Source organism: Bradyrhizobium sp. NAS80.1, from assembly GCF_001908205.1.
Lineage (GTDB): Bacteria > Pseudomonadota > Alphaproteobacteria > Rhizobiales > Xanthobacteraceae > Bradyrhizobium.
Genome location: NZ_LGHL01000043.1, coordinates 19,551 through 41,286 on the forward strand (window position 1 = coordinate 19,551; position 21,736 = coordinate 41,286).

A 21,736-nucleotide genomic window follows, 5' to 3' on the forward strand; every position below is an offset into this window, starting at 1 on the left:
CACCATGCTGGAACTGCGCAAGGATATTTTTGCCGACGAGCGCGACGACAATCTGAAGGAGATCGGCAAGGGCACCCAGCGCCAGGACATGCTCGGGCATGTCACGGGCACATCGAGCTATTTCAATGACCACAAGCTTCAGGGCATGCTGCACCTGAAAGTCGTGCGCTCGACGCAGGCCCATGCACGGCTGCGCCATATCGACACTACGGAGGCCGAGCGCTCGGCCGGCGTGCGACGGATCATTCGCGGTGCCGACGTGCCGCGCAACCTCAACACGCTGCTCAGCCTGATCAATTTCGGCAAGGACGACGAGCCGTCACTGGCGGTCGACAAGGTCCGCTACAAGGGCGAGCCGATCGTCGCCATCGTCGCCGACAGCGAGCGCGAAGCATTCGAGGCGGTCGCAAAGGTCAGGATCGACTACGAGCCGCTGCCGGCCGTGTTCGACGTCGAGGATGCGCTCAAGCCCGGCGCGCCCGTGGTCAACGAGACCTACCCCAAGAACACCTTTACCTATCACGAGGTTTACGACCACCAGAAGCTGCGTTTCGGCGATGCCGATGCGGCGCTGGCCACGGCCGATCACGTACTCGAACAGCGCTACCAGATGTCGCCGATCGAGCACGCGCCGACCGAGACCAACGGTGCGATAGCGGCGCCCGACACCAATGGCCGCTATGTAGTCTACACCTCGACGCAGGCACTGTTCTTCTCGGTCGACACCTGCGCAAAGATTTTGGACGTGCCCTCCAATACCTTCCACTTCATCGGCGGCACGGTCGGTGGCGGCTTTGGCGGCAAGGTCGACACGCTGACCGAGCCGCTTGCAATCCTCGGCGCGATGCTGACGGGGCGTCCCGTCCGCTACGTGTTCGGGCGCGAGGAGGAGATGCAATACGGCCCGCCGCGCGGCGCCGAGCGAATCTACATCAAGGACGGCGTGATGCGCGACGGCCGCGTCGTCGCGCGAAAGATCCGCGCCTATTTCGACAGCGGCGCCTATACAAGGCTGTCCAGCTACGCCGCCGTGAAATGTGCCGCGCATTTGCCGGGCCCCTACACCATCCCGAACGTCTATGGCGATGTCTATTGCGTCTTCACCAACCGCACGCCGGCCACCGCCATGCGCGGCTTCGGTGTCACTGCGATGGACTTTGCCATCGAGTGCCAGATGGACAAGCTGGCGCATCTCGTGGGCATGGACCCGATGGAGTTCCGCATTCTGAACGCCTATCGCGACGGCGACATGAAGGCGCACCGGCGCGAGGCCAAGAACACGGCGCTGATCGAATGCGTCCAGGTCGCGGCCGAGAAGGCGAAATGGCCGATTCGTGACGAGTTCAAGCGGGCATCCTCGCGCAAGGATGGTGGCGGCAGCCGTGCAGTGATCCCTCCGACACCGACGGATTCGCGCACTCGGCCGGCGGCACCGGCTCAGCAGCGCACCAGCTATGACCGGCTCCCGCCCACCGTCACCCGCGAATCGCCGCGCGAGCCACCACCGCCGGCCCCTCCGCCGCCCTCGCCGCGGCCACCCGCGCCTTCGCATGGCGCGACCCGTTTCTCCTCCGTCTTCGGCACCAGGAGGCGCTAGATGACCCGGCATCGCGGACGCGGCATCGCGTCGATCAACTATCCCATCGGCATGAATCTCGGCGGAGACCCCAGCCAGGCGCTGGTGCATTCCAACCCGAGCGGCAAGTTCACGGTAGCCCTGTCGTCGATCGACCTCGGCCAGGGCATGAAGTCGGTCACGCGGCAGATCTGCGCGGAGACGCTGGGCGTACCGGTCGAGGACGTCTATGTCGACACTGCGGACTCCGACACCGGCCCGCACTGCATGGGTTCGTTCGCCTCGCGTGGCACCCATCGTGTCGGCAACGCCGTGATGGCGGCGGCCCGGGAGGCGCGCGGCGTGATGATGGAGGCGGCCGCCGAGGAGCTGGAGGTCAACGCCGCCGACCTCGAGACCGACGGGGGCGGCAACATCCACGTCAAGGGCGCCCCGCACCGCTCGATCTCGACCAAGGACGTCGCGATCGCCGCGCAGTTCAAGCAGGGCAAGACGATCTCGGGCCGGGGCATCTTTCTGGTGCCGCTCTCGGATGTCGACCCGGAGACCGGCGAGATGTCGCCCGCGACCTGCTACGCCCATGCCTGCCTCGTCGCCGAGGTCGATGTCGATGACGAGACCGGCGAGGTCGCGATGGTGCGGATGGACTCGGCCTACGAGCTCGGCCGCGCGCTCAATCCGCGCCTGGTCGAGCAGCAGCTCGTTGGCGGGGCCTGGATGGGCGTCAGCCACGCGCTGTATGAAACACCCGAGCCGTACTATCCCGACCCCATTCACGGCCCGCGCGACTTCGTCGAATATCTGATGCCCGGCCCGGGCGACATCTGTCCCCATGACATCGCAGTGCTGGAACGCCCTGCCCCTGACGGGCCCTTCGGCGCCAAGGGCCCCGGCGAGATGTGCGCGAACCCGGTGCTGCCGGCCGTGGCCAATGCGATCTTCAACGCAGTCGGCGTGCGCATCGACGATTTGCCAATTACCCCGGAAAAAGTGCTGCGTGCGATCAAAGCCCAGGGCGGCGCGCGGCCACAGCCGCGGCGATAGAGGTCTTCGTGCATGGCGGTCCGCAACAACATCGTCGGCATCGACAGCCCGGAGGCGCTGGAGAAGGCGCTGCGCGCGGCCTATTACCTCGCCGACGAGGGCCTTGCGACCGCTGCCTATCTCGGCCTCGCGCTCGGCAAGCCGCTGCTGCTGGAGGGCGCACCGGGGGTCGGCAAGACGGAAGCTGCAAAGGCCATCGCCGCCGTGCTCGGCCGCCGGCTGATCCGCCTGCAATGCTACGAGGGCATCGACGCCTCCGCTGCGCTCTATGAGTGGAACTATCCGCGCCAGATGCTCGCGATCCGCCAGGCCGGGGACGAGAGCATCGATATCTATGGCGAGACGTTCTTGATCGAGCGGCCGATGCTGGCGGCGCTGCGCGCACCGGACTCGACCGTACTGCTGATCGACGAAATCGACCGCGCCGACCAGGAGTTCGAGGCCTTCCTGCTCGAATTCCTCTCCGACTTTCAGATCTCGATCCCCGAGCGCGGCACGGTGCGCGCCACTGAGCGGCCCGTCGTCGTGCTGACGTCGAACCGGACGCGCGACCTGCACGAGGCCTTGCGCCGCCGCTGCGTCTATCACTGGATCGACTATCCCACGGAAGATCGCGAAGCACGGATCGTGATGCTGCGGGCCTCCAGCGTCGCCGAAGCGACTGCACGCGCGGTCGTCACAGCGGTTGGCAAGCTCCGTCGCGAGCCGCTCAGCAAGGCGCCCGGCATCGCGGAAGCCGTCGACTGGGCCGAAGCCGCTACGCTCCTGCACAAGGGCGGCGCACGCTGGCCTGACGCCTTCAGGCGCTCGATCGGCGTGGCGCTGAAAGACGAGGAGGACCTGCACTTCATCTCGCCCCGGCTCGACGCGATGCTCGCGGAGGCGACCGCGTGAGCACCGAGCCGCAGCTTCCGCGCGCCGCCCGCGTGTTCGTCTCCTTCGTCGCATTGCTGCGCGCCAACGGCTTTGCCGTCGCGCCGGAGCAGACCACCGCGTTCCTCACCGCGATCGAGCTGCTCGGCCCGCGTGACCTCCGGGATATCAGGCAGGCGGCGCTGGCCACCCTCGCCCCGCCCCCCGAGCGCCGCGCAACCTTCGACCGCCTGTTCGATCTGCATTTCCGCGGCAGCGAGGCCATCGAGCAAACCAGCGACGGTGAGGACGACGAGACCGTCCGGCTTCAGGAAGAGGGCCGCGGCGACGAGGAGCCGCTGCTCTCGGACCAGGCCAACGAATCCGGCCTGACTGCGACGCGTACCGAAGCGCTGGTCGAACGCCGCTTCGCGCAGCTCTCCACAACCGACGCGCTCCGCCGCCTGGCGCGCGAAGCGCCAAGGCGCCTGCCGAGACGGCGTGGCCATCGCCGCATGCGCACCCGTCGCGGGCCCTTCGCGGATCTTCGCCGCACCTTGCGCGACAGCGTCCGCAACGACGGCGAGATCTTGCGGCTCGGCCACATGAAGCGGCGCCAGCGCCCGCGAAAGTTCCTGCTTCTGATCGACGTCTCCGGCTCGATGAAGAGCCGCACCGAGGAGAACATGAAGCTCGCCCATGCGCTGGTGCAGGCCGCGTCCAATGTCGAAGTCTTCACCTTCGGCACGCGGCTCACCCGTGTCACCCGCGCGTTGCGGCTGAAGCGTCGCGAGCAGGCGCTAAACGCGGCCGCCCATCTCGTTAGCGACTGGGACGGCGGCACCCGCATCGGAGATGCTCTGCAAGCCTTCCTCGCGGTGCCCCGCTTTGGCGGCTATGCGCGCGGAGCGGCCGTGGTCGTGGTCTCGGATGGGCTGGAGCGCGGCGAACCCGATGCATTGCGCGACGCGGCGGCAAAACTGTCGCGGCGGGCCTGGCGCTTGAGCTGGTTGACGCCGCTCGCGACAGGACCGGGTTTCCGTCCGCAGACCGAAGCCCTCATTGCGATCGCACGGTATGTCGACGACCTCGTCGATGGCGGATCGAGCGCGTCGATCGTCGCGCATGTACTGGCGCTGGGACGGAGGAGAGTTGCGTGACCGAGATTGTCGACGGGCATCATCATATCTGGCGGCAGGCTGACCTGCCCTGGCTGATCGGCCCCATGCAGCCCCGCATCTTTGGACCCTACGAGCCGATCCGGCGCGATTATCCCATCCAGGAGTATCTCGACGACCTCAAGGGCACCGGCGTCACTCGCTCGGTCTATGTCCAAACCAACTGGGCCAACGACCGTTTCGAGGACGAGGCAGCCTGGGTGCAGAACACTGCCGATGAGCACGGCTGGCCGCACGCAATCGTCGGTTACGCCAATTTTGCCGTGGAGGACGTGCGCCCTCAGCTCGACCGCCTCAAGCGCTATCCGCTGGTGCGCGGCGTGCGGATGCAGCTGCACTGGCATGAGAATCCGCTCTACCGCTTTGCGGCCCGACCCGACCTCTGCATCGATCCTATGGTCCGCCGCAACATTGCGCGCCTTGCCGACTATGGCTGGAGCTTTGATCTCCAGGTATTCACGCCGCAAATGCCGGATGCAGCGCAGCTCGCCGAATCCTGTCCCAAGGTGACCTTGATCCTTCAGCATGCCGGCATGCTCGAAGATCTCTCGGCTGCGGGACGCGCGGCCTGGCGGGCCGCGATGGCCCGCCTCGCGGCCTGTCCGAACGTGGTCTCAAAGCTGTCCGGGCTTGGTACTTTTATTCACCGCAACGACCTCGCGCATATCGCCGCTGTGGTCACTGACACTGTCGCGATCTTCGGGGCCGAGCGCTGTCTATTCGGCTCCAATTTCCCGATCGAGAAGTTGTGGACCAGCTATCGCGAGCTCGTCGACGCGTTTCGCACGGCGACCGCGCCGATGAGTGCAGAGCAACGGGACGCGATCTTCGGGGGCACCGCAAGACGCGTCTATCGGCTTTGACAGACAAGAAACAAGACAGGGAGGGAAACGAATGGCGCTGGAGATCAAGATCCTGGACTACGGCGATATCGAGCTGGAATCGAGCTTTCTGGTTCTCGGCCGCGACTGCGGCCGCACCCGCCGCGTCCTCACGCTCGGCTTTTTGATCCTCGGCGGCAAATATCCGGTCGTGGTCGATACCGGCTACCGCTCCAACCAGATCATGGAAACGCTGGGCATGCGCGGGTTGCAGTACCACGAGAACATGATCGAGAACCAGCTCGCCCGCCACGGCGTGCGCATGGGCGACGTCCGCTTCGTCTGCCACACCCATCTGCATATCGACCACGCCGGCAAGGACGATCTGTTCCCGATGAACACGACGGTGGTCGTCAACCGCAAGGAGCTCGAATACTCCGTTTCAGGCCTGATGCACCCGCAATATCCGGCGCCGGACATCAAGCACCTGATCGATCGCCTGCACACCAAGAGCGCGCTGCGCTTCCTTGACCTCGAGATTACGGGCCCGATCGAGTTGATGCCCGGAGTCTATTGCGATGCCGCCAACGCCCACACCGAAGGGTCGATGAACATCATCGTCGAGACCGCCGACGGCATCGCGACCATCTGCGGCGACGTGATCTACGATTTCAATGACCAGATCGTCACGCCCTTCAACGAGATCCACGACTGGGAACCTCGCACCACCGGCAATCACGGCACCTCCAAACGCGCCGAGAAGGCCTCGATCAAGAAGCTGCTCAGCAATTCGCGCTATCTGCTGCCGGTGCACGACCGCCCCGCCAAAATAGAAGGCGGCAATGTTGTCGGTCGGTTGCATGATCAGGTCCCTGGTCCAATCGTGCAGTCCCTGCCCGCGCGCAACTGGTTTCCGGCCTGAGATGATCTTGGGGATCGACCGATGACGCACGTCACCTTGCGCTCCGAATTCGAGACCCTGATCGATCCTTACGCGCCAGTCGCGCAGGTCGGCACAGGTTTTGATTTCACGGAAGGACCGATCTGGCATCCGGTCGATCATTACCTTCTGTTCTCGGACATGCCCGGCGACGTGCGCCGGCGCTGGGACGCGCGGCGCGGCGTCGCCGAGGTCAAGCGTCCCTCGAACAAATGCAACGGCATGACTTATGACGCCGAGCTCAACCTGATCGTTTGCGAGCACGCGACCTCATCGCTGATCCGCGAACGGCCGGACGGGCGGCGCGAGGTTCTGGCCTCGCACTTTGGGGGCCAGGAGCTCAACAGCCCCAACGACGTCTGCGTGCACTCCTCAGGGGCGATCTATTTCTCGGATCCCTGGTATGGCCGCATGCCGGTCTACGGCGTCGAACGGCCGCGCCAGCTCGGTTTCCAGGGCGTCTATCGCGTCGTGCCCGGCGGCGAGCCTCAGCTCGTGGTCGACCGCAATCTGTTCGATCAGCCGAACGGGCTGTGCTTCTCGCCCGACGAGCGGCTGCTCTACGTCAACGACACGGTGCAGGCGCTGATCCGCGTCTTCGACGTCAGTGCCGACGGCACGCTGTCGAGCGCGCGCGTTTTCGCAAGCGGCATTCGCTCCGAGCTCGAGCCGGGCTTGCCCGACGGCATGAAGTGCGACCAGCACGGCAATGTCTGGGTCACCGCGCCCGGTGGCGTCTGGGTCTACTCGCCGCGCGGCGAGCTGCTCGGAAAAGTTCGCGTGCCCGAGCTCGTCGCGAACCTCGCCTGGGGCGGGCCGGATTTCCGCACGCTCTATTTGACCTCGACGCATTCGGTCTACGCCATCCCGACCAAGGCCGGGCCCCGCCACGAGCCCTATATGAGCGGCAGGCGTGGCGGAGGTGCCGCAAGCGCCGGCCCCGCGGCAACAGCACCGACCCTCACCGACGGCGAGATGCGGCTCGATCCCCAGCGCTGTGCCATGATCATCCAGGATCTTCAGAACGACGTCATCATGGACGGCGGTGCATTCGCTGAGTCCGGTGCGCCAGGTCACGCGAAGCAGCAGCATGTCGTCGAGAATGTCCGGCGCCTTGCGGAGACTGCGCGAGCCCGCGGCGTCGCCATCATCCACGTCTGGTTCGTGGTCGAGCCGGGCGCGCCCGGCGTAACGCTGAACGCGCCGCTGTTCGAAGGTCTGGTCGACAGCAAGGCGATGGTGCGCGGCAGCTGGGGCGCCGCCCCGGTCTCCGGCCTCGAGCCGTGGCCCGGCGATTTCGTCGTCGAGAAGATGCGCATGAGCGCCTGGGAAGGCACGCGGCTGGAAACCATCCTCAAGGCCACCGGCCGCGACATGATCATCAACACCGGCGCCTGGACCAACATGTCGGTCGAGCACACCGCGCGCACCGGTGCCGACAAGGGCTATTTCATGATCGTGCCGGAGGACTGCTGCTCGACCATGAACGCCGACTGGCACTCTGCCTCGATCAATTTTGCCATGCAGAACGTCGCCGTCGTCACGCGGGCAGACGCGGTCATCAGAGCGCTGGGATGAATGGTGGCAAAGCTTCTGCATTTGTCCTGTTCGCCCCGCGCAGATTCCGAATCGAGTGCCGGCGCCCGCGTCTTCCTTGACGCGTTTCGCCAGGCCCGGCCGGATTGGGACGTCGACGTGGTGGATCTCTGGCGCGAGCGGATGCCGGAATTCGTCGGCCCCATCGTCGAGGCCAAATATGCGCGCATGAAAGCGCAAGCCTTCAACGACGCGCAGCGCGACAGCTTTGCTGAGGCCGAGCGGATGGCGCTGCGCTTTTCACTGGCCAATCGCGTGCTGATCTCGTCGCCGATGTGGAATTTCGGCATCCCATACAAGCTAAAGCAGTGGTTCGACCTGGTCATCCAACCCGGGCTGACGTTCCGCTTCGATCCGGCGCAGGGCTATCTTCCGCTGCTGAAGGACCGGCCGACCGTCGTCATCCTCGCCTCGGGCAGCGACTTTGCCACCGGCATGAACCGCGGCCGCATCGACATGGCGACGCCCTATTTGCGTGAGGCGCTCCGCTTCATCGGCGTCAGGGATGTCAGATTCGTTCCGATCGGACCGACGGCGGGTCCAGCCGAGCCGATCCGCGCCGCCCGCGAGACTGCGCACCGCCGCCTCGCCGAGATGGCGAAGCAGTTCTGAGCTGTGCGCGAAGGTGGCGGAAAGCGCACCTGGATCTTCATTGCTTGGTATGGCTGGTGCGCCGTCACGTCGACCGACGACGAGCGAGATCACTTGACGATCCTTGTTTGCCTTCACGTGATCGAATAATGAACCATTTGCTGCGGCGCATGAGTCCGGAAGTGGGCGGATTTTGTTGCAAAAGTCGGTTGAGTGAGGCCTCGAACGATGATTCCGTTGTGTTGACGCGATTCTCGGCGAGGTCGATCCATGATGGGCCGTCTGAAGAGTGACCAAGGTCAGCTGTTCTACGAGTTTCGTCTTGGCGCTGCGGTCCCCGAAGATCATTTGGTGCGGAAGATCGATGCCGCTCTCGATCTGTCGTGGCTTCGTGGCGAGCTTGCGTCCCATTATGCGTCCATGGGTCGCCCGTCGATCGACCCTGAACTGATGATCCGGATGCTGGTGGTGGGGTATGTCTTTGCGATCCGCTCGGAGCGATTGATCTGCCGCGAAGTACAGGTGAACCTCGCCTATCGCTGGTTCTGCAGGCTTGGCATCGAAGCTGCTATTCCCGACCATTCAGCGTTCTCGCGTGCCCGCAACGAGCGTTTCCGCGAGGGAGATGTTTTTCGCCATGTGTTTGAGCGGGTCGTCGAGGCGTGTATTGCGGCCGGTCTGGTTGGTGGTGAAGGCTTTGCAGTTGATGCGAGCCTGATTGCGGCCGACGCCAACAAGCGGCGCTCGATCGCGGGTCAGGATTGGCGCAGGGATCGCGATCCGGCGAGGTCCAGCCGCGCCGTGAAGGAGTATCTGGCGACTCTCGAAGACACGGCATGGGGTGCCGCTACGGAGGTTGTGCCGAAGTTCGTCTCGCCATCCGATCCCGCGGCCCAGTGGACCGGCGCACACAAAGGGCCGGCATTCTTCGCCTGCTCTGACAACTATCTCATCGACATGAAGTTCGGCGTCATCTTGGACGTCGAGGCGTCTCGTGCCATTCGGCAAGCCGAAGTCGGTACCGCAAAGACAATGATCGAACGAACAGAGGAACGTTTTGGCCTCAAGCCGGAGCGGCTCGCGGCCGATACCGCCTATGGATCGGCTCCGATGCTGAACTGGCTGGTCGAGAAGGACATCGCGCCACACATTCCGGTCATCGACAAGTCAAAGCGCGAGGATGGCACCTTCTCGCGCAACGACTTTCGATATGATCCGACCGGCGACGTCTACCACTGCCCAGGCGGAAAGCGGCTCGGGACGAGCGGCACAGCACACGAGGGCAAGACGCTTCTGTACCGCGCAAGCAAGCTCGACTGCGATGTTTGCCCGCTCAAACCGCAGTGCTGCCCAAAGGAGCCCTCACGCAAGATCCCGCGCGACGTCCACGAGCGCGCCCGAGACGTTGCACGCTCGTTTGCTGGCACCGAGGCCTTTGAGCAGTCGCGACGTGAGCGAAAGAAGATTGAGATGCGGTTCGCACACCTGAAGCGCATCCTGAGGCTCGGCCGACTGCGACTGCGTGGCCCACGAGGCGCCCAGGATGAGTTTGTTCTGGCCGCCATCGCTCAGAACCTACGGCGGCTCGCGAGCCTGGTCGCGCGGCCGCCACCGGCACACGCGGTGTACACCGCGTAGAGTTGCGTAGAGAGCGCCAGGGTCGGCGAACCAAAGCCGGTCGTCCTTGGCGAGATGGCCGAACGATCCATCGCTAACAACCGACTTTTGCAACAAAATCGGGCGCAAAGCGGACATTGGTCGGCGAGTTTGCTTCGGCAAATCGAAGATGCTGCCTTAGCAAATTCGCGCAAAAGCGGACCAATCTCTGGCGTCGCCTGGGGATGCCCACTCAGAGAGCATGCATAAGCGCTGGTTGGAACCGCTCGAGTCCAGTGGTCCCTCGCGTCCTAAGAAGCGCGCCAGCGGCTCAAAATTGGTCCAAGGTCGAACTTGTTCAAATGAATCGGTCAAAGGCCGACATCGCGAGCGTCGTGGAGGCGGCGCGAGTCATCGGCTGGATTTAGCCGACCGGCAGGCCGCCTCATATTCTTGATCGAGGCTCACTGGGCAGGAACAGGCGCCAAAGAGTCCCGTTGGTTTGGGGGCTAACGAATGGAGCGGCTGCTGGCGCTGCCAAAAAGGAACAGGCATCTCTTCTTGGTGTGCGGTGCACTTGTTGGGATAACAATCCTACATGTCACGGGAGGTGCGGTAGTGTCTGCCTCGTCAAACTCTACCGCCACCGCTCCTGCTGCCGATTCCGCGCTACACAAAACAAATGGACAAAGCGCGAGGACTATAGAGGAGAAGTGCGAAGACGAATGGAGAGCCGATAGGGAGGCGATGATGAAGCGCGATATGACCCAGGATCATTATGTCGAACAGTGCAGTGTGAAAGATGACGTACCGACTATTGCTGTTCCGTCACCGACACCCAATGGTTCTCCTGACCGCTAGAGAACGGTAGCCGTTCTCGCGGTGGCCATTGCACCCGCTTGTCTAGATTGACTGTTACCGGGAACTCTTGTGCCACGTCAGCCGCGCGTCGCCTTTTGGAACCAGGGATCAACTCTGAGCGAGCCTTACTTCGAGCCGCCATTTACGACACCCTACGCGTTATTGATAAACGTGATGCAGCGAATGAGCGGAGAGCGCGACAAGTTTTCACCCTGATACCACTACTGGTATGCCCATGGTTGAGCATGTCCCGATTGATCTCCTTCGCCGTGCTCTATTGGGCGCTGCAGGAACGCTGATTGTTCAAGGGGGCCTGCTGCCGGTGACCGCATCGGGTCAGACGACCTCCGCTCCCAAGATAAAAATCGGAATTATCGGCGCAGGCCACATCGGCGGCACAATCGGTGGCCTCTGGGTCAAGGCCGGCCATGCCGCCTTCTTCTCATCGCGCCATCCGGAGGAATTGCAGGACCTCGTTGCACGTCTTGGCTCTCTTGCGCAGGCCGGCGCTGTCGATCAGGCAATTGCGTTTGGTGACGTTGTCTTCGTCGCCGTGCCTTACGCCGCAGTGCCGCAGATCGGCAGAGACTATAGCAAATCGTTGGCGGGGAAGATTGTGCTCGACGCCAATAATGCCGTGGCCAGCCGCGACGGCGCCATCGCCGAGGAGGTCGAGCGCAATGGCATCGGAGTTACTTCGCAGAAGTATCTGCCCGGCGTGCGGCTGGTGCGCGCCTTCAACACGCTCTCCTACACGATCTTCGAACGCGAAGCGAACCGTCCTGCCCCGAGGCTTGCGGTCCCGATTGCCGGAGATGATCATCAAGCAGTCGAGGTCGCGGCGCGACTGGTGCGTGATGCTGGCTTTGATCCCGTGGAGGTCGGAAAACTGGCCGATGCGAGCCGCTTCCAGCGCGGCGCACCGGGATACGGCCAGAACGTGACCGCGGCGGAGCTCAGGCAGAAGTTGTCACTGCCACCATGATGGCTCCCGCGGCAGCTCTCGGGGGCTGGTTGCAGCGCACGGTGCCCGGTACCGCGCAAGAACGGGGGGGGCAGCGCTGTGGTCGTTCGCGTATTTCTTCACCCTGCTTGCCGGCTACTATGTGCTGCGTCCGCTGCGCGATCAGACGGGTATTGCAGGCGGCACCAAAAAGCTGCCCTGGCTGTTCACGGCTACGTTTGTCAGCCTGCTCGTCGCTCAGCCGATCTACGGTGCCGTGGTCGCGAGGCTACCGCGGGTCCGATTTATTCCCATCATCTACCACTTCTTCGTCGCCAACCTGGTTCTGTTTTGGCTGTTGCCGTTTTTCGACATCGAGAAATTGATCGTGGCACGCGTGTTTTTCGTCTGGGTCAGCGTCTTCAATTTGTTCGCGGTCGCGGTGTTCTGGTCGTTCATGGCCGATCTGTTTACGCCAGAGCAGGGCAAGCGGCCGTTCGGGTTCATTGGCGCCGGAGGAACGGCTGGCGCGCTTCTTGGTCCCCTCATCACAATCTGGCTGTCGGGGCCGCTCGGTCCGGTCAACCTGCTGATCGTGGCTGCTGTCTTCCTCGAATCGGCTGTGCTCTGCGTGCATCGAATTGAACAGGTGGCGAAGCCGCCCACGGAAGTCGATGCTTCAGCTCGGCGCATTGGCGGCAGTGCGTTCGCGGGATTGTCCGAATTGATGCGCTCGCCCTATCTCCTGGGAGTAGCGGGCTGGGTCAGCCTGCTTTCGTTCGGCGCGACGATCGCCTATTTCGCGCAGGGCCAACATGGTTTCGGCGACGTTCCATAACTCCGCAGCGCAAACGCGACTGTTCGCAGGTATTGATCTTGCGGTGGGCCTGCTGAGCCTGGCGACACAGGTTCTTCCCACTGCCACATTCCTCAAGCGCTTCGGCACCGGAATCGCGGCTGCAGCTTTGCCCGCCGTTTATGTCGTGGGTTTCGCAGCGCTGGCGATGGCGCCGAGCCTGACCGTGGTGGTGACACTCCAGGTCGCGCAACGCTGGATGAACTTCGCAATCGCTAATCCGGCGCGCCAGGTGTTCTTCACCGTGGCTGGGCGCGAGGAAAATATAAGGCCAAAAACCTGATTGATGTGGTGATCTAACGCGGTTCGGACGCGTTGTATGGCTGGGTCTACGACAGTCTGCAGGCGCTGGGGTTGACTCTTGGCACGATCGCGCTGTGTGCGCTGCCGATCGCGGCGAGCTGGCTCTTTCTCTCAACCGCGCTGGGGCGCACGCAGGAGGGTCTTGCGATAAAAACAGATGATCAAGGAGAGCCGGAATGGCAATCCAGATGACTCAGCGAATAACTCGCCGCGACTTTGCGGCACTCGCCGGCGGCATTCTGCTATCGACCAAAGCGGTCGCCCAAACCGAGACGCCGCTTCTCACCCGTCCGATTCCGGGCAGTGGCGAGCGCATTCCCGCTGTTGGCCTTGGCACCGCCTATGTCTTCGACGAAAATAACGAAGCGACGCGGAGCAAGGCGGATGCGGTCGTACAGGCTCTGGTCAACAACGGCGGACGGCTGATCGACACCGCATCGACCTACGGCGATGCCGAAAGCGTGCTTGGCGAGGTTGCCGCAACTGCCGGCTTGCGCCAAAAGCTCTTCATCGCCACCAAGCTCGAGTCGCCCGACTCCCAGGAACTCAAGCGATCATTAGCCCGACTGAAAACTGCAAGCATCGATCTGCTGCAGCTCCACAACGTCAGAAGCAAGCAGCAATCTCTTCAACGCTTCAAGGACTGGAAAAAGCAGGGCGTGTGCCGCTATGTCGGCATCACCTCGACATTCCACAGCGACTATCCAGCCGTTGAGGCGGTACTGGAACGGGAGAAACCTGATTTCGTCCAGATCGACTATTCACTCGATAACCGCGCGGCTGAGAAAACCATTCTGCCACTGGCATCAGAAATCAGAGCTGGCGTACTGACCGCGTTGCCTTACGGCAATGGCAGACTATTCCGAGCAGTCCACGGCAAGGAATTGCCAGACTGGGCACGGGTGTTCGCGAACTCCTGGGCACAGTTTTTCCTGAAATATTTGCTCGGCGACCTGCGCGTGACCGCGGTAATCCCGGGAACCGGCGATCCGGGCCACATGGCGGATAATGCCGGCCCGATGCGCGGCCCATTGCCCGATCCTGATCAACGTCGTCGAATGGTCGAGTTCGTGGAAGCGCTTTGATGCGATCGCACGGTCACGGAGAGGCGGCATTCGTTCGGGATTTGCGTGCCGCACTAGTGGCCTTCCGCGAATTTGAGGCCGATCGCTCAGGCGATTTCGCTCAGGCAGAAATGAGCAGAGAGAGCCAAGCCATGGGAATACCCTAAAATGCTGGAACCACGCGCAATCTCTTTCTCTCGGCATGCTCCAAATCCATGCTTTGACAATCTGCAATGGCATCGGGCCGGCCGGCACTGTCGACTCAACCGCCCCCCTGGGCCCCCGTCCCTACTTTCGCTTGATTTCCCTGAGTTGTTGCGCCGCTCTCAGCAAGAGTGAGCTATGCTGAAACACTTGCTCCTTGAAGTCATTGGTCACGTATCCGGTCTCAGCGATGCGCAGCTTGAACAGATTGAGCGGTCATTGCCGGCAACCAAAGCGTTGATCGATCTTCTCAATCAGGCACATCCAATCATCGAACAGGCGGAAACGCTGTATAATGAAGCGCAGCCGCTGATCGCTCAAGCCAAGAAAGAGTGGGAAGCCGTCGGCCCTGCAGTGCAAATCTTGATCGAAGTCATCTCACATCATCTCAACACAGGCAGGTCGCCAGTGGAGGCCGCTGAGACCGTGCGCGCGGCGCTCGGCGGATCAACGCAGAATGTCGTACAAGGTGGCCGGATGGACCCGGGAATGAACCGCGTGACCGTGTTTGGTGGGACTGGGTTTGTTGGTCGTCGCATCGTGCGCCATTTGAGCGACTCCGCCGTGACGGTGCGCATAGCCTCGAGGCATCCCGCGCGGGCCGAGGGCGACAATGTGGAACAGGTCATCGCTGATGCACATGACGAGCGCTCCGTAGAGGCCGCCGTTATGGGGGCCGACGGCGTTATCAACGCGATCAGTCTTTACACCGAACATGGAGGCGACACATTTCATTCGGTGCACGTCGAAGCGGCCGCTAGGATTGCAAGAGTCGCGCGGCACACCAATATCAAACGGTTTGTGCACCTTTCAGGAATAGGCGCGGACCCCGCATCGTCTTCACCCTATATTCGCAGCCGCGGCGAAGGCGAGGCGGCCGTGCAAGCGACGTTTCCTGGCGCAGTCGTTATCCGCTCTGCGGTGATGTTCGCGCCGGACGACGTCTTTCTCACGACAATTCTTGGATTGCTTCGGACTTTGCCGGCTTATCCGCTGTTCGGCGACGGCAGGACAAGGCTTCAGCCGGTACATGTGGACGACGTCGCTGCGGCAATCGCGAAAGTCCTGCTGCAAACGCAAAGACCGTATCCGGTCTACGAACTGGCCGGCTCGCGCGTTTACTCATATGAGGAGCTGTTGCGGACCATTGCACGCACAGCTGGATTGCGGCCAATGCTCGTGCGAATACCCTTTGCTTTCTGGAATGCCGCCGCTGGCCTTGCTGAAATCCTGCCGCACCCGCGGCTCACGCGCAATCAGGTTGAGCTTATGCAGATCGACACGACGGCCTCGGGCAGCCGGCCGGGATTTGGTCTACTCGGAATTTCGCCGCGATCGCTCGAAGAAGAACTCAAAGCATTGCTCAAGCAAGCAAGGCCGTGAACCCATAGATCTGCCGGGCGGAGGGCTCGCCAGAGTCCACCACCAATAGCGACCGAATTCTGCAGCGCAGCTAAATGACGCGATAGGCGAGCCTGGCCCTCAATCAGGAGGGTTGGCGATTCGAAGTCCTGTTCAGTGACGCCTGACGCTGGCGGTGCGATTTCCGCGATGCCGCCGTAGCGATCTATGCGGTCCCGACGCGTAGCCGAGCGGTGGCTGGGAGGCCATCGCCCGCGAGTATCCGCGGCCATCGTTTGAATAGATGGAGAAGGTCGGGTCCGCGGCTGCGGCCGCGGCGGGCTCCGAGACCGCCTGCCATGCCGAGGTGTCGCAAGGAGCGCGGAAAGAACGAGCGTCGCGCTCAAACTTTTGAAGCCGGTCATGCTGTTCTCTTGCAACTAGCGCGCACCCCATGTGTGTGCTGCCCATTGGCATAACTGACAGTTAGGCGTTGGCATTCCCTCGCGCAGGGGTGGCGCAATCACGCTTCGGCGAGCGGCGGTCTAGCCCACGCAAACGCGCCGGTATTGCCCGCGCTCAGACACCTTTGTCGGTATTTTTTTTGAGGGTCGTTTTGGCCATCAGGCCACTTCATCCGCTAAGGCGCGATGATTTCACGATGAATCGCCATCGCGTATTGGGTTGCGGTCCGCAACATGATCCTTGTGGAAGCCGCACACTTTTCTGGATGATGCTTTAGGCTATCCCGCTTACGCGCCGTTGCTTCGAGGATGAGAAACTCAAGGTCGTCCTGGAGAACTTACGGCCACCGCGCCAGGTTGCAGCGAAGTCGACGCGGCTGAGGTACAGCGGCACACCCTGGGCGGCTGCTGCTCTGCTTCGGCGAGGATCGTACATAACCGTCCCAGCGTCAGACTGGGACGGTGAGCAAGTTACAAAAGTGGATGCGGGGAAGCGCAACCACCGATACCGAGATTCTGTTCAGGTTGCGATCTGGGCGAGAGCGACGACTGCGTCCCGAACGTAGCATCGATAGGCCGACAATCAAGGACGGCACCGCGCCGAACATTAGCGCTTGCGATCTTCGTCGAACGAGGCAGGTTGGAAGGCTCCCGCAACGGTAGGACGCTGTTCACTCACGTCTCCGCTGTCCTTCTGGCCAGCGTAAACACTCCGTTTCTTGCTCTATAATCTAAATCTACCGAACGGTCGCCTCACGATAAGCCTGTACCTCGAGCTGCGGAGTAGAATCACCCATTCAAGAAACCTGCTGATTCAGCCATCGACTCGCCGCGATTTACTCTTCGCTTTGAGGGGGCCGTCCAATCAAAAGCCTAAATGCTTTGCCGCAAGCCCAAGCTCGCCGCCGGCCGCAAGGTCACCCTGATCTCCCTCGACAACGCATTGAGTCCGCCCGAAGCGCTTGAGCAAACGCGAAAGCTCGTCGAGTCCGAAGAGGTCTTCGCCATCGTCGGATCGCCCGGGACACCGACCAACGTTGCCATTCAAAAGTATCTGAATTCCAAGGGCGTACCTAATCTCTTCCTGACTTCAGGCGCCGAACGGTTCAACGATCCGAAGACTTTTCCTTGGATCGTCCCATTTTACCCAATCTATGCTGCCCAGGGAGCGTTGTTCGCGAAGCACATCTTACTAGAGCGGTCTTCGCTGAAAATTGCCGTCCAATATGAGAATGACGACCTCGGTCGTGACTATGTGAAGGGCTTAAAGCAGGGCCTCGGCGACAAGGCATCCAGCATGATCGTCAAGGAGCTGAGCCACGAGCTCTCCGATCCAACTATCGACGCACAGATTGTCGATTTCAAAGCTTCCGGAGCTGACGTGCTGATCCAATTCACGCAGTCCAAGTTCGCCGCACAAGGCATTCGCGCTGCTGCAGGTCTGGATTGGCACCCGATGCACATTGTGGCCTCCAATGCAGGCTCGATCGGAACGACATTCATTCCGGCCGGCATCGAGGCTTCCAAGTGCGTGATCACGGCGATCTGGGAGCGCAATCCCGCTGATCCGACCCAAGCTGATCATCCTGCGGTGAAGGACTTCAAAGCTTTCGCGACCAAATACATGCCAAATCTTGACCTCAACAACGCGGCGGCGCTCCCCGGTTACAACAATGCGTACATGATCGAACAGGTGCTTAAGCGCTGCGGAAATGAACTGGTTCGCGACAATTTGTTGAAGCAGTCGACCACTCTCAGCGGCATAGTTCCGCCAATGTTCATTGACGGGATCCAAGTATCGAACTCACCGACCGACTATCGCGCGATTCACCACCTGCAGCTCACGCAATTCGACGGTTCAACTCTCGCGCCAACAGGAAGCCCCGAACTCTTGGACAACCTGGGTTAGCGCCTAACGGGGCTATATTCTGGTCTCTGTTTCAAACGTCTATGCGAGGATCGGACCTGCGATAGCTAGGAATTTCCGCCTCGCTGCGAGGGTAATTGTGTTGGATACAGCACCAAGAAAGTTGAACACCTTACGTCCACCTCCATCCGGATGTGCGTCGCGAGGCCGAGGCTCTTAGAAAGCGGCTGGATTTGCTGCTGTGCTGACTTTCTGACCAGACACGAATTTCCTATTAGGGCACACAGCTGGCAGAGCTGAAGCGCAAACAAGTTTAAACGCATATTGGGACGGCTTAACCCTTTCTTTTGGCCTTGCGTTTCTCAAGCCAGTCCCTCGCCGCTTGCTCCAGGATCTCGGAAGCGGTGGTGTCGTCCTCAACAGCTGCCAGCTTGAGTGCCTTAATCACTTCTGCCGACATTGACGCGAAGAAGTTACGCTTTCCTCCGGTTGCTGGTTTGCTTTCCTTCGGGGTTCTTCGTCCGTCAGACATGCGTTCTCCGGGCGTGGCTCGTCGAGTGCGCTGCGAATCTCCAGCCGATTGATCCTACGAGCGTTTTTACAAATGGCCATAGACCGCTCGATACATATGTACATGTACATAGGTACATATGTCCCTATTGACATCGCCTAGCGTTCCTGCTCATTCATTGCCTCGCATCCCGAGGGCTGCGTCCTTCATCTTGGATGCGGGCTTGATACGCGTGTCTTCCGTATCGATCCGTCACCGAGCGTGCGCTGGTTCGACGTTGATTACCCGGAGGTCATTGCTCTCCGGCAGCGCCTTTATCCGGCCCGCTTCGGCTGCGAACTCGTCAGCTCGTCCGTTGTCGACCCGGCCTGGCTCGAACGGGTGCCAGCGGATCGACCGGTCTTGGTCGTGGCCGAAGGGCTCGTCATGTATCTCCGGAAGGACGAAGTGCAGCGCCTTTTCAGCGCCATTGTCGAGCGATTTCCCGCTGGCGAAATGGCGTTCGATGCCTTCAGCCGGCTTGGCGTCTGGTTCGTCCAGCGACAGCCCTCGGTACAGGCGACGGGCGCGACGCTTCACTGGAGTATCGACGATCCCCATGATGTGGAAAGACTGGTGCCGCGACTGAAGTTCGTCGCGGAAGTGCCCGCCTATGATCGATCCTATCTAGATCGCTTTTCCTTCCCGGGCCGCATGAGCATCAAAGCCATGCTGGCGATTCCGACATTGCGGCGGCTGGGTCGCTTCCTGCGGTATCGTTTCCAGGAAAGCACTCGCGGACCAGGGCGATGCGGCATGCAAAAGCTCAATCTTGAACAGCCACAAGAGTAAATGAACGGCGGGCGGGCTGCGATCTGCAGACTGTCAATTGGCCTGCTCAATGCTAGGTAGAAGGCGCATGAATCATACAGGCGAAATACTCATTCTGACCGGGCCTCCCGGTTCCGGAAAAACCACGACGGCGCAGGCGCTCGCCAGAGAGCCCGGATCGTCGAAGGTCCATCTTCATTCCGACGACTTCTGGCATTTCATCAAGAATGGAGCGATCCAGCCCTATCTGCCGGAAGCTCATGACCAGAACACCGTTGTTGTCGATGTGCTAGCGCAGGCCGCCGAAGGCTATGCCAGCGGCGGCTATTTTGTCATCGTGGACGGCATTGTCGGACCGTGGTTCCTCGCTCCGTTCAGGAAAATCTCTGTACCAGTTCACTACGTGGTTCTCCGCCCACCTCTCGCTGTGGCCATCCGCCGCTGCCAAGAGCGCGGCGGGGACACGTTGACTGATCCCGGTCCAATCACGGAACTCCACAAGCAACTCTCATCGCTAGGTCAACTTGAGCGGCATGCCCTGCCGATAGATACGCATACTCGGGAGGAAACTCTTTCCGTGGTTATCGAGGCTGTGCGGAGCGGGAGTTGCCGCCTGACTGAATGAGATAGAAGGAATGACTTTGCTTGTCGCAAGGCGATCCACCTTTGCGACCGGCTGAAAGACCACGTCGCGCGTCAGGATCCGCCGGCCGGGGTTTCTCCGGAGGTCGCCGCGGACGCAATCGCCGAGATCCTGGATTCGATCGGAGACACATGCCCTGAGTGCCCGCCAGAGGACTTCGTCTAACGCCGCGACGAGTCGGCCACGAACGTCTATAATTTGAGGATGGCCTATTCAGGCCTTTTCGCGCTTGAGCACGCGCCCTGGGCGCTCCCCGGTTGACCTCTGGCCGTTCCATACGATGGCACCGTTGACCATGACCGTCTTGATGCCATCGGACAGGGCGATCGGTTTGTCGAATGTCGCACGGTCGATCACCGTGTCGGCATCGAACAGCGTGAGATCGGCATAGGCCCCTGCCCTGATGACACCGCGATCCCTGAGGCCGAACTCGCGAGCAGTCAGACCTGTCATCTTGTGAACGGCGGTCTCCAGGGAGAATAACCCGAGATCGCGGCTGTAATGGCCGAGCACGCGCGGAAACGTGCCCCAGAGACGCGGATGCGGCTGCTCGTCATGCGGAAGGCCATCCGAGCCGATCATGGTTGGCGCGAACTTCAGGATGCGCTGCACATCGCTTTCATCCATCCGGAAGTAGACTGCTCCGGCCGGCTGCAGGCGCGCGACCGCTTCCTCCAGATCGCATCCCAGCTCTTCCATGATGTCCGCAAGGTCGCGGCCCGCGCAGGATGGCATTGCCTTCGACCAGGTGACGATCGTCTTGGGCGAATTGGCGGCGTTCGGCGCGGTCAGAATCGTAGACGATGCCGCGTAAGGATAGCAGTCGAGGCAAACATGCTGCTCGTGCATCTGCTTTTCGATATGACACAATGTCTCTACCGATCGGCCATGGTTTTTGACGCCCGCGAGCTTGTGATGCGAAATCAGCACCTGCGCGCCGACCTCGCGCCCGATTTCGAAGGTTTCATTGAGCGATTCCATCGAATGGTCGGCTTCGTCCCGCATATGGGTGCAATAAAGTCCGTCGAAATCCTTGAGCGGGCGGCAGACCTCGATAACCTCGCGCGTCGTCGCCGCCTGTGCAGGCCGATAGGCAAGTCCGGTGGAGACGCCAAAGGCACCGGCCTCCATCGCTTCCACCACATGCCCACGCATGACTGCGATCTCGGCATCCGTCGCTTCCCGGCCAAGATCATCCATCGCAATGGCACGCAATGTCGTGTGTCCGACCAGCATCACGCAATTGGTGGCGGGCGGTGTTTGCCGCAATGCCTTCAGATAGTCGGCAAAGCTCCTGTACCGATACCACTCGCCGCTGGCATCCAGAAGATCGAGAGGCGGCGTGACTGGCATCTTCACCGCATTGGGCATTGGCGCGAGCGAAATGCCGCAATTGCCGGCCACCACGGTGGTAACGCCCTGGCTGACCTTCGGCGTCATGTCGCCGGCGGAAAGCAGCATACGATCGTCGTGCGTATGCGAGTCGATGAAGCCCGGCGCGACGACCAGCCCGGTGGCGTCGATTTCGCTTGCTGCCTTCGCATCGCCAAGGTCGCCGACGAGGTCGATGCGATCACCCGCAATAGCAATGTCGCCACCGAAACGCTGCCGACCGGTGCCGTCGACAATGGTCGCGTTGCGGATGATCACATCAAATGTGGATGGCATCAGGGGC

20 protein-coding genes are annotated in these 21,736 nt (G+C 61.7%); 18 read left to right on the forward strand and 2 right to left on the reverse strand.

The window, feature by feature from the left end:
• Nucleotides 1-4 precede the first annotated feature (4 nt).
• The 16 genes from AC629_RS10655 to AC629_RS10725 all read left to right on the forward strand — a co-directional run bounded on the left by AC629_RS10655 (nt 5) and on the right by AC629_RS10725 (nt 18,139).
• The gene (locus AC629_RS10655) at nt 5-1,597 is read left to right on the forward strand and encodes a xanthine dehydrogenase family protein molybdopterin-binding subunit (protein ID WP_084804733.1); all 1,593 of its coding nucleotides are present in this window, start codon (nt 5-7) and stop codon (nt 1,595-1,597) included.
• Nucleotides 1,598-2,620 carry a xanthine dehydrogenase family protein molybdopterin-binding subunit gene (locus tag AC629_RS10660; RefSeq protein WP_084804734.1) on the forward strand — a complete coding sequence of 341 codons (1,023 nt, stop codon included), beginning with the start codon at nt 1,598-1,600 and terminating at the stop codon, nt 2,618-2,620.
• Between the two features lie 12 nt (nt 2,621-2,632).
• Entirely contained in the window at nt 2,633-3,514 is an 882-nt protein-coding gene (locus AC629_RS10665) for an AAA family ATPase (protein WP_084804735.1), read from the forward strand.
• Nucleotides 3,511-4,632, forward strand: coding sequence for a vWA domain-containing protein (locus AC629_RS10670; RefSeq protein WP_084804736.1), 1,122 nt, complete (start codon nt 3,511-3,513; stop codon nt 4,630-4,632). The genes AC629_RS10665 and AC629_RS10670 overlap by 4 nt, the downstream gene beginning before the upstream one ends.
• Nucleotides 4,629-5,513 carry an amidohydrolase family protein gene (locus tag AC629_RS10675; protein ID WP_084804737.1) on the forward strand — a complete coding sequence of 295 codons (885 nt, stop codon included), beginning with the start codon at nt 4,629-4,631 and terminating at the stop codon, nt 5,511-5,513. Before AC629_RS10670 ends, AC629_RS10675 begins: the two co-directional genes overlap by 4 nt.
• Before the next feature lie 31 nt (nt 5,514-5,544).
• Nucleotides 5,545-6,393 (forward strand): N-acyl homoserine lactonase family protein, encoded by an 849-nt coding sequence (locus tag AC629_RS10680; protein ID WP_084804738.1) that lies wholly within the window; start codon nt 5,545-5,547, stop codon nt 6,391-6,393.
• Nucleotides 6,394-6,414: 21 nt separating this feature from the next.
• Nucleotides 6,415-7,989: an isochorismatase family protein gene (locus AC629_RS10685; protein WP_084804739.1), complete on the forward strand. Its 1,575-nt coding sequence runs from the start codon at nt 6,415-6,417 to the stop codon at nt 7,987-7,989.
• Between the two features lie 3 nt (nt 7,990-7,992).
• Nucleotides 7,993-8,619 (forward strand): FMN-dependent NADH-azoreductase, encoded by a 627-nt coding sequence (locus tag AC629_RS10690; RefSeq protein ID WP_084804765.1) that lies wholly within the window; start codon nt 7,993-7,995, stop codon nt 8,617-8,619.
• 249 nt (nt 8,620-8,868) lie between these two features.
• Nucleotides 8,869-10,236 (forward strand): IS1182 family transposase, encoded by a 1,368-nt coding sequence (locus tag AC629_RS10695; protein ID WP_084804740.1) that lies wholly within the window; start codon nt 8,869-8,871, stop codon nt 10,234-10,236.
• A gap of 1,054 nt (nt 10,237-11,290) precedes the next feature.
• A complete protein-coding gene (locus tag AC629_RS10700) occupies nt 11,291-12,040 on the forward strand; it encodes an NADPH-dependent F420 reductase (RefSeq protein ID WP_084804741.1) in 750 nt (249 codons plus the stop codon).
• 121 nt (nt 12,041-12,161) lie between these two features.
• Nucleotides 12,162-12,836 (forward strand): MFS transporter, encoded by a 675-nt coding sequence (locus AC629_RS10705; protein ID WP_084804742.1) that lies wholly within the window; start codon nt 12,162-12,164, stop codon nt 12,834-12,836.
• Nucleotides 12,814-13,137: a hypothetical protein gene (locus AC629_RS10710; protein ID WP_084804743.1), complete on the forward strand. Its 324-nt coding sequence runs from the start codon at nt 12,814-12,816 to the stop codon at nt 13,135-13,137. Before AC629_RS10705 ends, AC629_RS10710 begins: the two co-directional genes overlap by 23 nt.
• 32 nt (nt 13,138-13,169) lie before the next feature.
• Entirely contained in the window at nt 13,170-13,349 is a 180-nt protein-coding gene (locus AC629_RS45155) for a hypothetical protein (protein ID WP_143199046.1), read from the forward strand.
• On the forward strand, nt 13,334-14,242 hold the full coding sequence (locus tag AC629_RS10715; protein ID WP_084804744.1) for an aldo/keto reductase: 909 nt from the start codon (nt 13,334-13,336) through the stop codon (nt 14,240-14,242). Before AC629_RS45155 ends, AC629_RS10715 begins: the two co-directional genes overlap by 16 nt.
• Nucleotides 14,243-14,563: 321 nt before the next feature.
• A complete protein-coding gene (locus AC629_RS10720; protein WP_245331794.1) occupies nt 14,564-15,808 on the forward strand; it encodes a complex I NDUFA9 subunit family protein in 1,245 nt (414 codons plus the stop codon).
• A gap of 1,299 nt (nt 15,809-17,107) precedes the next feature.
• Nucleotides 17,108-18,139: an ABC transporter substrate-binding protein gene (locus AC629_RS10725; RefSeq protein ID WP_084804745.1), complete on the forward strand. Its 1,032-nt coding sequence runs from the start codon at nt 17,108-17,110 to the stop codon at nt 18,137-18,139.
• A 292-nt stretch (nt 18,140-18,431) separates the two neighbouring features.
• Here AC629_RS10725 and AC629_RS10730 read toward each other — a convergent pair whose 3' ends face one another.
• Nucleotides 18,432-18,629: a hypothetical protein gene (locus tag AC629_RS10730; protein WP_084804746.1), complete on the reverse strand. Its 198-nt coding sequence runs from the start codon at nt 18,627-18,629 to the stop codon at nt 18,432-18,434.
• A 156-nt stretch (nt 18,630-18,785) separates the two neighbouring features.
• Between AC629_RS10730 and AC629_RS10735 the strand changes: the two genes are divergently transcribed.
• Together AC629_RS10735 and AC629_RS10740 are read left to right on the forward strand one after the other, a co-directional pair.
• Entirely contained in the window at nt 18,786-19,439 is a 654-nt protein-coding gene (locus AC629_RS10735; protein ID WP_084804747.1) for a class I SAM-dependent methyltransferase, read from the forward strand.
• A 67-nt stretch (nt 19,440-19,506) separates the two neighbouring features.
• Nucleotides 19,507-20,043, forward strand: coding sequence for an ATP-binding protein (locus AC629_RS10740; protein WP_084804748.1), 537 nt, complete (start codon nt 19,507-19,509; stop codon nt 20,041-20,043).
• Nucleotides 20,044-20,274: 231 nt separating this feature from the next.
• Here AC629_RS10740 and AC629_RS10745 read toward each other — a convergent pair whose 3' ends face one another.
• Entirely contained in the window at nt 20,275-21,729 is a 1,455-nt protein-coding gene (locus AC629_RS10745; protein WP_084804749.1) for an N-acyl-D-amino-acid deacylase family protein, read from the reverse strand.
• Nucleotides 21,730-21,736: the final 7 nt, after the last annotated feature.